At 72.6% G+C, this 14,127-nt stretch carries 13 protein-coding genes; 9 read left to right on the top strand and 4 right to left on the bottom strand.

Features of this window, described 5'->3' with window-relative positions; all coding sequences use genetic code 11:
- Positions 1-239 precede the first annotated feature (239 nt).
- The 9 genes from ACGFMK_RS47305 (at position 240) to ACGFMK_RS47345 (ending at position 10,479) form a co-directional block, all read left to right on the top strand.
- The gene (locus ACGFMK_RS47305; protein ID WP_392778101.1) at positions 240-1,109 is read left to right on the top strand and encodes an FAD binding domain-containing protein; all 870 of its coding nucleotides are present in this window, start codon (positions 240-242) and stop codon (positions 1,107-1,109) included.
- A complete protein-coding gene (locus ACGFMK_RS47310) occupies positions 1,100-1,570 on the top strand; it encodes a (2Fe-2S)-binding protein (RefSeq protein ID WP_392778104.1) in 471 nt (156 codons plus the stop codon). Before ACGFMK_RS47305 ends, ACGFMK_RS47310 begins: the two co-directional genes overlap by 10 nt.
- Positions 1,567-3,858, top strand: a complete 2,292-nt coding sequence (pucD, locus tag ACGFMK_RS47315; protein ID WP_392778107.1) for a xanthine dehydrogenase subunit D — start codon at positions 1,567-1,569, stop codon at positions 3,856-3,858. The genes ACGFMK_RS47310 and pucD overlap by 4 nt, the downstream gene beginning before the upstream one ends.
- A 7-nt stretch (positions 3,859-3,865) precedes the next feature.
- A complete protein-coding gene (locus ACGFMK_RS47320) occupies positions 3,866-4,348 on the top strand; it encodes a nucleoside deaminase (protein ID WP_392778110.1) in 483 nt (160 codons plus the stop codon).
- 125 nt (positions 4,349-4,473) lie between these two features.
- Entirely contained in the window at positions 4,474-5,928 is a 1,455-nt protein-coding gene (locus ACGFMK_RS47325) for an NCS2 family permease (RefSeq protein ID WP_392778112.1), read from the top strand.
- A gap of 8 nt (positions 5,929-5,936) precedes the next feature.
- Positions 5,937-6,314, top strand: coding sequence for a gamma-glutamylcyclotransferase (locus ACGFMK_RS47330; protein WP_392778114.1), 378 nt, complete (start codon positions 5,937-5,939; stop codon positions 6,312-6,314).
- Complete coding sequence (locus ACGFMK_RS47335; RefSeq protein WP_392778116.1) at positions 6,311-7,411, top strand: glycerate kinase; 1,101 nt, start codon at positions 6,311-6,313, stop codon at positions 7,409-7,411. The genes ACGFMK_RS47330 and ACGFMK_RS47335 overlap by 4 nt, the downstream gene beginning before the upstream one ends.
- Positions 7,412-7,446: 35 nt before the next feature.
- On the top strand, positions 7,447-8,145 hold the full coding sequence (locus ACGFMK_RS47340) for a TetR/AcrR family transcriptional regulator (protein WP_392778118.1): 699 nt from the start codon (positions 7,447-7,449) through the stop codon (positions 8,143-8,145).
- 111 nt (positions 8,146-8,256) lie between these two features.
- Positions 8,257-10,479, top strand: coding sequence for a glycoside hydrolase family 15 protein (locus tag ACGFMK_RS47345; RefSeq protein ID WP_392778121.1), 2,223 nt, complete (start codon positions 8,257-8,259; stop codon positions 10,477-10,479).
- Here ACGFMK_RS47345 and ACGFMK_RS47350 read toward each other — a convergent pair.
- The 4 genes from ACGFMK_RS47350 to ACGFMK_RS47365 form a co-directional block, all read right to left on the bottom strand.
- The gene (locus tag ACGFMK_RS47350; protein WP_392778124.1) at positions 10,467-11,336 is read right to left on the bottom strand and encodes a hypothetical protein; all 870 of its coding nucleotides are present in this window, start codon (positions 11,334-11,336) and stop codon (positions 10,467-10,469) included. The two genes, ACGFMK_RS47345 and ACGFMK_RS47350, sit on opposite strands and share 13 nt — an antisense overlap.
- The gene (locus tag ACGFMK_RS47355) at positions 11,333-12,658 is read right to left on the bottom strand and encodes a hypothetical protein (protein ID WP_392778127.1); all 1,326 of its coding nucleotides are present in this window, start codon (positions 12,656-12,658) and stop codon (positions 11,333-11,335) included. The genes ACGFMK_RS47350 and ACGFMK_RS47355 overlap by 4 nt, the downstream gene beginning before the upstream one ends.
- Positions 12,651-12,956 (bottom strand): DUF6403 family protein, encoded by a 306-nt coding sequence (locus tag ACGFMK_RS47360; RefSeq protein ID WP_392778130.1) that lies wholly within the window; start codon positions 12,954-12,956, stop codon positions 12,651-12,653. Before ACGFMK_RS47360 ends, ACGFMK_RS47355 begins: the two co-directional genes overlap by 8 nt.
- A 167-nt stretch (positions 12,957-13,123) precedes the next feature.
- Entirely contained in the window at positions 13,124-13,993 is an 870-nt protein-coding gene (locus tag ACGFMK_RS47365) for a hypothetical protein (protein WP_392778133.1), read from the bottom strand.
- Between the last annotated feature and the right edge of the window lie 134 nt (positions 13,994-14,127).

Below are 14,127 nucleotides of genomic sequence, written 5' to 3' on the forward strand. Positions count from 1 at the left end.
CGTGAGTGCGTAACAGTGTTCTAACCCTGTTACGCACTCACGACCCCCGCTTGACCCCGGGCCGCCGTGCGAGGACCCCGACCTCGCACGGCGGCTTTTCCGCGTCCGCGCGAAGGCGGTTGTCGGAAAGTACAAACGCGGGCCCGAAATTCACCCCTCTTTCAGGGGTTTTGCCGTGGTCCCGGCCACAGCCGAGCGTGTGTACTTCTTCACGAAGCACCCCCGAAAGGACGTCCACAGTGGAATTCCTCCGACCCGCCTCGCTGGCCGACGCGCTCGCCGCGATGGCCGCGAACCCCGGCGCGGTCCCCCTCGCCGGCGGCACGGACGTGATGGTCGAGATCAACTTCGACCACCGCCGCCCCGGCGCGCTGCTCGACCTCGGCCGCGTCGCCGAGCTGCACGAGCACGGCACCGACGGCGGCCGGATCCGGATCGGCGCCGCCGTGCCCTACACCCGGATCATCACCGAACTGGGCGCGAAGCTGCCCGGACTGGCGATGGCATCGCGGACCGTCGGCTCCCCGCAGATCCGCAACCGCGGTTCCGTGGGCGGCAACCTGGGCGCGGCTTCGCCTGCGGGCGATTCGCACCCGGCGTTGCTCGCGGCCGGCGCGGAGGTCGAGATTGCCTCGGTGCGCGGCACCCGGATCGTCGCGGCGAAGGACTTCTACGTCGGGGTCAAGAAGAACGTCCTGGAGCCGGACGAGCTCATCACGGGCGTGCTGCTGGCCCCGGCCACCGGGCCCCAGCAGTTCAGCAAGATCGGCACCCGCAACGCGATGGTCATCGCCGTCGCGGCCTTCGGGCTGGCGCTGCACCCCGCCGAAAAACGGGTCGGCACCGGTGTCGGCTCGGCCGCGCCGACGCCGCGCCGGGCCCTGGACGCCGAGGAGTTCCTGGCCGGCGAACTGGACTGGGACGCGCCGAAGCCCCTCAACGACTCCGTCAAACGCCGCTTCGGCGATCTGGTCGCGTCGGCCGCCGCGCCGATCGACGACGTCCGGGGGAGCGCCGCCTACCGCCGCCACGCGCTGAGCGTGATGGCCCGGCGGACGCTGACCTGGGCCTGGGGCGAATACTGCGAAGGGAGCGCGAAGTGCGCGTGAACGTCACCGTCAACGGCGAACCCCGCCGGGCGGACAACGTCTGGGAAGGCGAAAGCCTGCTCTACGTGCTGCGCGAGCGGCTCGGCCTGCCGGGCTCGAAGAACGCCTGTGAGCAGGGCGAATGCGGCTCGTGCACGGTCTACGTCGACGGCGTCCCCGCCTGCGCCTGCCTGGTCGCGGCCGGGCAGGCGCAGGGCCGCGAGGTCGTCACGGTCGAAGGCCTCGCCGAGGGCGACGCGCTCGACCCGGTCCAGGAGTCCTTTGTGGAGCAGGGCGCCGTCCAGTGCGGCTTCTGCACCCCGGGCCTGCTGGTCGCCGCGCACGACCTGATCGAGCGGGTCCCCGACCCGAGCGACGTCGAGATCCGCGAAGCGCTCGCCGGGAACCTCTGCCGCTGCACCGGCTACGAGAAGATCCTCGACGCCGTCCGTGACGCCGCCGCGAAGAAGGCACTCCGTTGAGCGCCCCGGCCCGCTCCCCGCAGGAGCTGCAGGACACGATCGCCGGCGGCATCGGCGAGAGCCCGCTGCGCCCCGACGGCACGCTCAAGGTGCGCGGCGAGTTCGCCTACTCCTCCGACCTGTGGCACGAGGACATGCTGTGGGGCGCCACCCTGCGCAGCCCGCACCCGCACGCCCGGATCGTCCGCCTCGACGTCTCCCGCGCGCTGGCCCAGCCGGGCGTGCACGCCGTGCTCACCCACGAGGACGTGCCCGGCGAGAACGTCTACGGCCTCAAGTACCAGGACACCCCGGCCCTGGCCGGCGACCTGGTCCGCTACCAGGGCGAACCGGTCGCGATCCTCGCCGCGGACCACCCGGAGATCGCGCGGCAGGCGCTCAAGGAGATCGTCGTCGAGTACGACGTCCTGGAGCCCATCACCGACCCCGAGCGGGCCGCGCACGACGAGACGCTCCCGAAGCTGCACCCCGGGGGCAACCTCGTCCGCCACCAGCGGATCGTCAAGGGCGACCCGGCCGCCACTGCCGACGTCGTCGTGTCCGGCGTCTACGAGATCGGCATGCAGGACCAGGCCTTCCTCGGCCCGGAGTCAGGCCTCGCGGTGCCGGCCGAGGACGGCGGGGTCGACCTCTACCTCGCCACCCAGTGGCTGCACGTCGACCAGCGCCAGACGGCGAAGGCGCTCGGCCTGCCCCTGGACAAGGTGCGGCTGACGCTGTCCGGCGTCGGCGGCGCGTTCGGCGGCCGCGAGGACCTGTCGATGCAGATCCACTCGTGCATGCTCGCGCTGCGCACCGCCCGCCCGGTGAAGATGAGCTACAACCGCCTGGAGTCGTTCTTCGGGCACGTCCACCGCCACCCGGCGAAGATGTACTACGAGCACGGCGCAACCCATGACGGCAGGCTCGTCTACGTCCGGGCGAAGATGTACTTCGACGGCGGCGCGTACGCGTCCAAGACCCCGGTCGTGGTGGGCAACGGCACCACGCTCAGCGTCGGCCCGTACGACGTGCCGAACGCGCACATCGAGGGCTGGGGCGTCTACACGAACAACCCGACCTGCGGCGCCATGCGCGGGCTCGGCGCGGTCCAGCCGACGTACGCCTACGAGTCCCAAATGGACAAACTGGCCGCGGCGCTCGACCTGGACCCGGCCGAACTGCGGATCCGCAACGCGCTGAGCGAAGGGTCCACTGTGGTCACCGGCCAGCTGGTGGACTTCCCGGCGCCGGTCGCCGAGCTGGTCCAGCGGGTCCGCGACCTGCCGCTCCCGCCGGAACCCACCGGCGGGCGCGACATCCGGGAGCTGCCCGGTGGCGCGTCCAACACCACCCACGGCGAAGGCGTCGTCCGCGGGGTCGGCTACGGCGTCACGATCAAGAACATCTCCTACGCCGAGGGCCTCGACGACTACTCGACCGCCCGCGTCCGCCTGGAGGTGATCGGCGGCGAGCCGGTGGCCATGGTGCACACCGCGGCCGCCGAGGTCGGTCAGGGTCTGGTGACGCTGCAGCAGCAGATCGCTCGCACCGAGCTGGGCCTGACGCGGGTGAGCGTGCACCCGGCCGACACGAGCGTCGGCGACGCGGGTTCCAGCTCGGCGTCACGCCAGACCTACGTCACCGGCGGCGCGGTCCGCAACGCCTGCCGTGCGGTCGCCGAGGCCGTCTACACGCGGCTCGGGGTGCCCGCCGAGGGCATGTCCCTGGTGGGCGGGAAGGTCGTCGCGGCCGACGGGGAGGTCGTCGCGGACCTGGCCGAGCTGCTCGGCGACACCGCGATCGAGGAGACCCGCGAATTCCACCACCGCAAGACCTACCCGCTCGACCCGGAGACCGGCCAGGGCGACGCCCACGTGCAGTACGGCTTCTCCGCCCACCGCGCGGTCGTCGACGTCGACCTGGACCTCGGCCTGGTCAAGGTGGTGCAGCTCGACTGCGCCCAGGACGTCGGCAAGGCGATGAACCCCGACGCCGTCGTCGCCCAGATCCAGGGCGGCTCGGCGCAGGGCCTCGGCCTCGCCGTGATGGAGGAGATCCTGGTCAAGGACGGCAAGGTGCGGAACCCGTCGTTCACCGACTACCTGATCCCGACCATCCTGGACATGCCGCCGATGCGTGTCGACGTCCTCGAGCGGCCCGACCCGCACGCGCCCTACGGCGTCCGAGGCGTCGGCGAGCCACCCACGATCTCCGCCACCCCGGCGATCGCCAACGCCATCCGCGCGGCCACCGGCCTCGAGCTGCCGCGCGTCCCCATCCGCCCCGAACACATCACCGGAACCTGAGGAAACCATGACCACCTCCCTGTCCACCGAGACCGAGTGGCTGGCGGAAGCCATCCGCATCGCGGAGACCAACGTCGCGAACGGCGGCGGGCCGTTCGGCGCGCTGATCGTGCAGGACGGCGAGATCGTCTCCACCGGCGTCAACCGCGTCACCGCGAACCTCGACCCGACCGCGCACGCCGAAGTCGTCGCCATCCGCGCGGCCTGCCAGGCGCTGGGAACCTTCAAGCTCGACGGCTGCGTGCTCGTCTCCAGCTGCGAGCCGTGCCCGATGTGCTTGTCTTCGGCGCTGTGGGCGCGCGTCGACAAGGTCCTCTTCGCCGCCGACCGCGACGACGCGGCCAAGGCCGGCTTCGACGACCGCGCCTTCTACGAGCTGTTCGACCGTCCCCGGGAGACCTGGACGGTCCCCGTCACGCGACTGTCCGCAACGGACGGTTTCGCGCCGTTCGCGGCCTGGCTCGACAAGAGCGACCGCACCGACTACTGATCTCACCGCTTACTGACCCACAAGGCCAGCTGACCGGAGCACAACCGAATCGAACGTCCCGCTCGCCCAGGCACGGCGTTGTGCCTTGGCCTGGCCGAGCACACCCACCGGCAAGGGCAGGACGCATGACCCAGGCAGAAATCAAGGACCCCGTACGCGACGAAGTACCCGAACCACCGCCCGGCCGCCGGTCGCTGCTGGACCGGCTCTTCGAGATCCGGGCCCGGCAGACGACGATCGGCCGCGAAGTCCGGGGCGGCGTCACCACCTTCGTCGCGATGGCGTACATCGTGCTGCTCAACCCGCTCATCCTCGGCGCCGCCACCGACATCACCGGCGCGCGGCTCTCCGCGGCGCAGGTGACCACGGCGACCGCGCTGGCCGCCGCGGTGATGACCGTCCTCATGGGACTCGTCGGCAACGCTCCGCTCGCGCTGGCCGCCGGCCTCGGCATCAACGGCATCGTCGCGTTCCAGATGGCGCCGTCGATGACCTGGCCGCAGGCGTTCGGGCTGGTCGTGCTCGAAGGCGTGTGCATCGTGCTGATGGCCGTCAGCGGCGTCCGCGAGCGGATCATGAACGCCATCCCGCGGCCGCTCAAGACCGCGATCACCGTCGGCATCGGGCTCTACATCGCCCTGGTCGGCCTGGTCAGCGCCGGGTTCGTGACCCGGGTGCCGGACGCGGCGGAGACCACCGTCCCGGTCCGCCTCGGGGCGAGCGGGCACCTGCACGGCTGGCCGATCGTGGTGTTCTGCTTCGGTCTGCTGCTGATGATCGTGCTGATGGCCCGCAAGGTCCCGGGCGCGGTGCTGATCAGCATCGGCGTGGCGACGGTGTTCGCCGTCGTGCTGCACGAGGGGTTCGGCGTCGGCGGCTGGGGCCTCACCGCCCCGGCGCTGCCCGACCACGTCGTCGCGGCACCGGACTTCGGGCTCTTCGGGCACATCGACCTGTTCGGCGGGTTCGCCTCGGCGGGCGCGCTCGCGGCGACGGTGTTCCTGTTCACGCTGGTGCTGTCCGGGTTCTTCGACGCGATGGGCACGATCACCAGCGTCTCGGACGAGGCCGGGCTGTCGAAGAACGGCAAGGTCCCGCGGATGGGGCGAATCCTGCTGGTCGACGGCGCCGGCGCGATCGCCGGCGGGGTCACGGGTTCGTCGCCGAACACGGTCTTCCTGGAGTCCGCGGCCGGCGTCGGGGAGGGCGCCCGGACGGGCCTCGCGAGCGTCGTCACCGGTCTGCTGTTCGCCGGGACGCTGCTGTTCACGCCGCTGGCGGGGGTCGTCCCGGCCCAGGCCGCGGCGCCCGCGCTGGTCGTCATCGGCGGCATGATGGTCGCGCAGTGCCGCAACATCCCGTGGCACGACCCGGACTACACGATCCCGGTGTTCCTGACCGCCGCGTTGATCCCGTTCACCTACTCGATCACCAACGGCGTCGGCGCGGGCCTGATCGCGTTCGTGCTGATCAAGATCGGCCGCGGCAAGTGGCGCGAAGCCGGCTGGCTGCTTTCCCTGCTGGCGCTGGTGTTCGCGGTGTACTTCGCCGTCGACGGCGTCGAAGCCCTCTTCCGTTAGGAGTTCCGATGGCCTTGATGTTCTTCAACGGCGGCGCCATGCGCGGCGAGCCCCTGCACCACCTGCTGGAAGGTTCGCCGTTCGTGAGGACGGCGAAGACCGCGGCGAAGTACCGGTTCTACGCCGTCGGCGAGCAGTGCCCGGCGCTGTACCCGGTGTCGCACGGCGGCGCGGAGGTGACCGGCGAGGTGTACGACGTCTCGCTGGACGCGTTGCGGGACAAGGTACTCCCGTCCGAACCGCACGAGCTGGAACTGGGCGTGGTGGAGCTGGCCGACGGCAGCTCGGCGTTCGCGATGCTGCTGCGGCGGCCCTATACCTCGCACGTCGCCCTGCGGGACATCACCGAGATCGGCGACTGGCGCGCGTACCGGGCGAGCGCGTGAGGGTGCTCGTCGCGCCGGACAAGTTCAAGGGGTCGCTGACCGCGGCCGAGGTGGCGGCGGCTGTGGCCCAGGGCCTCGCCGACGTCCACCCGGCCGTCGCGGTGCGGTGCCTTCCGGTGGCGGACGGCGGTGACGGCACGATCGAGGCGGCCGTCGCCGCCGGGTTCCGCCGGGTCCGCGTCCCGGCGCGTGGCCCGACCGGCTGGCCGCTGACCGCCTGTTACGCGGTCCGCGGCGACACCGCCGTCGTCGAGCTGGCCGAGGCGTCCGGACTGCACCGGCTGCCCGGCGCGCCGTCACCGCTCGACGCCACCAGCGCGGGCACCGGTGACGTCATCGCGGCGGCGCTGCGGGCGGGCTGCCGCCGGATCGTGCTCGGGGTCGGGGGCAGCGCCTGCACCGACGGCGGCGCCGGGATGCTCGCGGTCCTGGGCGCCCGGCTCCTGGACGGCGTGGGCCGCGAGCTGCCGCCCGGTGGCGCGGCCCTGAGCCGGCTCGCCGCGCTCGACCTGTCCGATCTGGACCCGCGGCTGTCCGAAGTGGACATCGAGCTGGCGAGCGACGTCGACAACCCGCTGTACGGCCTGAACGGTGCCGCTGTGGTCTACGGTCCCCAGAAAGGGGCCACGGCCGACGACGTCGAAGTCCTCGACGAGGCGTTGCGGCACTGGGCGTCGCACGCCGGCCCGGAGTTCGCCGAACGGCCGGGCGCGGGCGCGGCCGGGGGAGTGGGCTTCGCCGCGATGGCGGTGCTCGGCGCCCGGATGCGGCCCGGCATCGCCCTGTTGCTGGACCTGCTCGGCTTCGACGACGCGCTGGCCGGGGTCTCGCTGGTCGTGACCGGCGAGGGATCCTTGGACCGGCAGACGCTGTCGGGCAAGGCCCCGGCGGGTGTCGCCCGCGCGGCGGCGGACAAGGGCATCCCGTGCGCCGCCGTCGCGGGCCGTTCCCGACTGTCCGCCGAGGAGCTCGCGGGCGCGGGCATTTCGGCCGCATACGCGCTCACGGACCTCGAACCCGACCCCGCCCGCTGCATGGCAGACGCGGCGCCGCTGCTGCGCCGGCTCGCCCACCGGGTCGCGGTCGACCTGCTCTGAACACTTGTTACCTGGATTTTGTTAGCATCGAAACCATGGTGACGAAGACGGCGGCGGACACCCGCGAGCGGATCCTCGAGGCGGCGGCGGCCCTGCTGGTCGCGGAGGGCCGCGACGGCCTGTCGACGCGTGCGGTGAGCGCGGCGGCGGGCGTCCAGCCGCCGGCGCTGTACCGGCTGTTCGGCGACAAGGACGGCCTGCTGGACGCGGTCGCGGCGTACGGCTTCGACAAGTACCTGACGAGCAAGCGCGAGCTGGGCTCGACCGGCGACGCGGTCGAGGACCTCCGGCGCGGCTGGGACCTGCACATCGAGTTCGGCTTATCCCGCCCGGAGTTCTACGTCCTGATGTACGGCGACGCCCGCCCGGGCCGCACCTCCCCGGCGGCGCGCGAGGCGGAGGCGATGCTGCACGCCATCGTCGCGCGCGTCGCCGAAGCGGGCCGGCTGCGGGTGAGTGTCGAGCGTGCGGCGAGGCTGGTCCACGCGACCGGCATGGGCGTGGTGCTGACCCAGATCGCGACGCTTCCGGAAGAACGCGATCCCGAGCTGTCGGTGACAGCTCGGGAGACGGTCCTGGCCCGGATCCTGACCGAGCCGACGGCGCCGTCGGGCGCGGACGACCTCGCGGGCCGCGCGATCGCCCTGCGCGCCGGCCTGGCCGGAGCGACCGCTTTGACCGGCGCCGAGCGGGTGCTGCTGTCCGAGTGGCTGGACCGCATCGCCGACGCCTGAGGTCGGCAGGGCTGGATCGGTTCAGAACGATCGGACATTGCCTGTCATCGCCCCGTGCCCCAATATGTTGCGGCCCACAACATATTGACGACAACGACGTCGGAGGGTCCGATGAACAGGTGGAAAGCCGTCCTGGCCTGCGCCGGAGCGAGTCTGCTGCTCGCCGGCGCGGTGCCCGGCACGGCACTGGCGAGCGGCACGGCGACCGACTGCTGCGGCGGTGGTGCGTCCTGGGCCACGGGCAACAAGTCCGCCCTCGGCACCTCGACGACAACGGCGAGCCCGGTGTGGTTCACCGTCGCGAACGGCGTCACGTCGGAGGTGTTCTACCCGCGCGCCGACGTCCCGAACCTGCAGGACCGCCAGTTCGTCGTCACCGACGGCACCACCTTCGTCGACCTGGAACGCGACGCCACGAACCACGTCGTCACGATGCCGGACGAGAAGGCGCTGCAGTACACCGTCACCAACACCGCCAAGAGCGGCAAGTACCGGATCACCACCGACTACGTGACCGACCCGGCCCGCGCCACGCTCGTCACGAACACCCGGTTCCAGTCCCTCGACGGCGGCAGCTACCGGCTCTACCTCCTGGCCAACCCGTCGATGGCCGGGGGCGGCGCCCACGACAACGCCTGGTGGGACGGCAGCGGCCTGATGGCGAGCGGCACCGAGACGCTCTTCGGCGGCGCGGCCACCACCGTCGTCTCGGCCATGCGGGTCTCGACCGGTTTCACCGCGCACGACAACGGTTACAGCGGCGCGGGCAGCGACTGCCTGACCGACCTGCGGGCCGACAAGACCCTGAACAACCAGTTCGACAACGTCTCCGGCACCGGCAACGTCGTCCAGTGTGGACAGATCCCGGTCGGCACGGACACCACGTTCACCGTCGCCCTCGGCTACGGCGACACCGCGGCCGCGGCGTCGTCGGCGGCCAGCGGGTCGCTGAGCAGCGGTTTCGCCGCCACCTCAAGTGCCTACCGCAGCGGCTGGAATTCCTATGTGGGCGGTCTGAAACCGGCTCCGGCCAGCGTTTCCGGGGACACCCAGCGCCGTCGGGCCTACTACGTCGCGGCCATGGCGCTCAAGACCGCCGAGGACAAGCAGCACCCGGGCGCGAGCGTCGCGGGCCTGGCGACGCCGTGGGGTGACTACACCAACGGTGATCAGCTCAACGACGGCTACCACCGCGTCTGGGGCCGCGACCTCTACCAGCAGGCGACCGGCCTGCTCGCCGCCGGTGACAGCGCGCAGGCCAAGCGGATGGCCCAGTTCCTCTGGAACTCCCAGTGGATCGGCAGCCCGACCGCCGGTGACGGCGTGACCTACCCGGCGGGCTCGTTCCCGCGCTACAGCCCGGTTTCCGGCGTCACCGGGGCCAGTGCCCAGCAGCTCGGCTGCTGTGAGCAGCTCGACCAGGACGCCGACGCGATCCTGCTGGCCTGGCTGACCGGCGTCACCGACGCCTCGACGTACGCGAAGGTCAAGACGACGGCGAACCACATCGTCGCGACCGGCCCGGACACCACCGAGCGGTGGGAGGAGCAGTACGGCAAGTCGCCGTCGTCGATCGCCGCCGAGATCGCCGGGCTCGTCGCCGCGGGCGCGATCGCGCGGACCAACGGCGACACCGCGAGCGCGACGTCGTGGGAGTCCACAGCGGACTCGTGGCGCACCTCTCTGGCGGGCTGGACGGTGACGACGTCCGGCTACTGGGGCGGCCACACCTACTACGAACGCCTCGACCGCGGCGGCAACCCGAACGACACCGGCACGATCTGCTTCGACGAGGGCTGCTTCTACGAACACGACGTCACCGACTTCGGCTTCCTCGACCTGGTTCGGCTCGGCATCCGCCCGGCGAACGACACCACGATCGCGAACTCGGTCGCCCCGACGGCCGCGGCGTCCGACGGCAACTCGACCGTGCAGGTGACCTTGCCGAACGGCGACGTCTACTTCCACCGCTACGCGCACGACAACTACGGCGAGAGCACGGCGAACTGCACGGGCTGGCCGGCGGGCGGCGCGCAGCGGTTCGGGCGGCTGTGGCCGGTGCTGTCGGGCGAGCGCGGGCAGTACGAGCTGGCCAACGGCCGGTCCGCCGCGGTCTACCTCAAGTCCATGGCGGATTCGGTCAACGACGGCTACTTCGTCCCCGAACAGGTCTGGGACCGCGCCGACGTCGGCTGCTTCGGCCTCGGCCGCCCGACCGGCAGCGCGGGCCCGCTGATGTGGGCCGAAGGCCAGTACCTCCGGCTCGCGCAGAGCATGGACGCGGGGCACAACCTCGACACGCCGTCGATCGTGAAGGCCCGCTACGGCACCTGAGTGCCCAGCTTCCGGGCCCGGGTCAGCAGTTTCTCGACCCGGGCCCGCAGCTCGGGGGTCTTCTGATCGAGATCCGGCAGCAGGTTCGTGTAGTCCGACACGAGGCTCCGGTAGCTCCGGGCGAACTTGCTCGTGCCCTTCTGGCGCGCGTACCGCTTGTCCAGGTCGATGATCGCCTGGGCCAGCACCGCGGCCGCCGCCGACAGCTCGGTCCGCTCGTCGGCTTCGGCGTCACGGCGTTCGCGCCGCGCCGCCGACGACCGCCCGGCCCGGCGGGCCGCGAGGTAGAGCGCCAGCGACCCCAGGACCACCGCCGCGACGGCGGCGGAGGCGATCAGGTACCGCGGCAGCGACGGGCTGACCGTGCGGCCGCCGTCGGGGATCGCGCCGGAGCGCACCAGCAGGTCGTAGTTGACGACCAGCACCTTCAGCGCGTCCACCGGCCGGTCGGCGAAGGCGTCGATGCCGTTGCCGATCATCGACTCCGCGACGACGGCCTTGCCGAAGTTCTCGTCGTCGCTCCCGGGCAGCCGGGAGCAGCCGTACTTCTTGTAGTCGTCGCCGTCGCCGCTGAGCATCACGGCGAGGGTGCCGTCGGCCGCGCTGCCCAGGCTGTCGCACGCGTCGCTCAGGTCCGCGCCCGGCTCGAGGAAACCCACCGCCAGCCGCCGGTTGCCGATCACGCGTTCCGCGGCCGGCTGGTCGAGCGTGACGCCCGGCGCCACGTACACCGACGCCGACCGCAGCTGCCGGGCGACCGGGCCGTCGAACACGCCCGCGGACCAGACCGCCCAGCCCGCCAGCACGAGGCAGCCGAGCACGGCGATCCCGAACGCGGAACGGAAAAAGCGCTTCACGCGAGCCTCCCCAGCAGGTACTCGGCGGGCCGGTACTCCGGGCGGCCCAGCAACCCGGCCGTGGCGTCCAGCTCGGCCTCGGCCGCGTCGAGCAGGCCGTGCACGTGCTTGTCCGGCAGCTTCTTGCCGAACGCCTCGCGGGCGGCGGTCAGCTGGGTGATCCCGCGCGTCAGCGACGCGGACGACGCGCCGTCGGTGAGTCCCGAGATCTCGACGGCGAGCGCGGTCAGGCCGGCCAGGCGCGCCGGCACCCCGGTCCCGGCGGGACGCCCCGGGCGCACCATCCGGCGGGCCGAGAGGGCGAGGAAGCCGACCGCGCAGGCGGCGAACAGCCACGGCAGCGCGGGCAGCGCGACCCGCAGCGGGTCGAACGGCGTGTAGGGCAGCGGGCGGTCGAACAACCCGGCGTAGCGGATGGCCGTGACGCGGTCGAGCCAGGCGCCGAGCACGTTGCGCTGCGGGTAGGCGTAGGTGCTGAGGCGGTCCCCGAACTGGCCGTAGAAGCTCGCGGTCGCGACGTCGGCGAACGCGGCGGCCGACGGCCCGTCGTACTCCACCCACTGGCCGTACATGGCGATAATCGGGCGGCCGGGGAACACTTTCGCGAGCGCCGGTCCGAAGTGGACAAGAGGCTGACCGGCCGGCTGCTGCGGCAGGGCGACGTACAGCGGCTGGGCGCCGGGGAACGCGGCCGTCGTCGCGGGCGGGTCCTTGAGGTTCGCGCCCGGGGCGAGGTACCGGCCGGTGGCGTGGAGTGCCGTGGTGACGTCGGCGAGCTCGCCGGCGTTCGGGTCGCGCCGGGTGAGGGCGGGCTGGTCCGGCGCGTCCGGCTGGTGGTTCAGGTGGGCGGCCAGGGTGGTCAGCGACTCGGTGACGTCACCGGTGGCGAACTCGCGCAGCCACTCGGACGCGCGGTCGGGCGAGGCCTGCAGCGCCCCGCCGGTGACCTCGGTGCCGATCACCTGGACGGTCGCTTCCTCGACGTCCTTCACGCGGGTGCGCGCGTCTTTCGGCAGCCCGGGCGGGGCCACGATCACGCGGACCCCGGCGCTGCCGGCCGCGGCCTTGACCGCTTGGTCGTCCCAGGTCGCGATCGCGCCCGGCAGCCGGACCACGGGGGAGTCCTTGACCATCGCCGTCAGCTGCTCGGCCGACGGGACGGTCGCGCCGCTCAGCTCACCGGCCGACCCCTCGGGGATCGGGTCCTTCGCCGCGGGCGCCTGCCCGTAACTGACGTCGGTGCTCTGCTGCTGGACCAGGAGGAACGTGACGAGCACGGCGCCGGCGACGGCGAGCAGGACCCAGCGAATCCGGTCAGCCACGGGCGGCCGCCCGCCAGAGCGCGTCGGCCCGCACGGCGTGGTCGCGGGCGGTCTTGGCGGCCCGCGGCCCGCCGTGCGCGGCGGCGATGGTCTCGGCCTGGGCCAGCAGCTGCTCGGCTTCGGGCAGGGGAGCGGTGGCGGCGTCCCGGCTCACGGCGGCGCTGTCGATCGCCGCCCGCGCGGCCGACCAGGCGGTCCGCGTGCGCAGCTCCCGCTCCCGCCACCGCGGCACAGCGACCACCCCGAACCCGGCGGCGGCGATCACCACCGCGCCGAGCACCCACACGAGCCACATCATCCCGGTCACCTTCGATCCTCCGCGAGGAGATCATTCTGGCGGCCGCGTCCGGCGAATGTGACAACGTTGCCGCATCGTGTCCCAGAAGAGCACCGGACCAAGTGGACGAACGCCGCAGTCCGCCCGGGTCCGGCACGCCCCCTCGGTGTGCCGGGCCCGGATCGCGGTCACCGGACCAAGTGGACGGTCTTCGCCGCCGGAACGAACGTCGCGGACTGGCCGCGGGTGAGGGTGACGCTGTCCGTCTCCAGGCCGTCGCCGAACGCGACCAGGCGGTCCGACTCCACCTCCACCGTCAGCGGCGCCGACGTCAGCTCGCCCTCCGTGTGCGCCGTCCCGGTCCACGGGGACGGCCACGCCTCCCGCACGAACCAGACCAGCCGGGACTCGCCGGGTGCGGGCAGGCGCAGCGGGCTGCGGCGTTCCTGCCACACCGAGCCGCACCAGCCGGTCGCGCCCGTGCCCGTGCCGACCAGGATCCCCGACGACGCCTGCCGTTCCGGCGGCCCGCCACCGACCCCCAGCCGGTAGCGGGCCGTCTGGTGCCCGGCGTGGCCGAGGTAGATCTCGTTGAGCGCCAGCAACCGCTGGCCGTCGTCCGAGGTCAGCTCGGCCATCGTCCGGTGCTCGACGTTCCCCGTGGCGCGCACCAGGTCCGCCACCGCGGTGGCCGGGTGACGCACCAGGACACCCGGCGCGCCCGGCGTGATCCCGACGACCGGCTGGCCGTCGAGGTACTTGGCCACGTTGGCGATCAGGCCGTCCTGCCCGACGACCACGACCACGTCCTCGGGGGTGAACAGGAACCGCGAGAGGTCGGCGCGTTCGACCTCGCCGCGGCGCCAGTCGAGCGGGATCGCCGCCGACGCCGACGCCAAGGCCGCGCGCACGGCCGCGTCCGCCTCGGTGACCTCGGCCAGGTCACGGCCCCGCGTGCGCAGGAAGAACTCCGCCTGGCCGCGGGTGCCGTGCCGGGCGAGCAGCTCGTCCAGCTCGGTACGCCGGTGCACCAGCACGACGCGCGGGGCGAGGCTCACGACCGCACGCCCAGCTTCGTCAGCAGCGGCGTGAGCAGGTCCGGCGTGAGCACCAGGCTGTCGATCCGCGGCAGGTTCCCGGCCAGCTCCTTGAGGGCCAGCCCGGTGAGCACGCCCTCGGGCAGGTCGCGGTA

It is taken from the genome of Amycolatopsis sp. NPDC049252, assembly GCF_043197175.1.
Lineage (GTDB): Bacteria > Actinomycetota > Actinomycetes > Mycobacteriales > Pseudonocardiaceae > Amycolatopsis.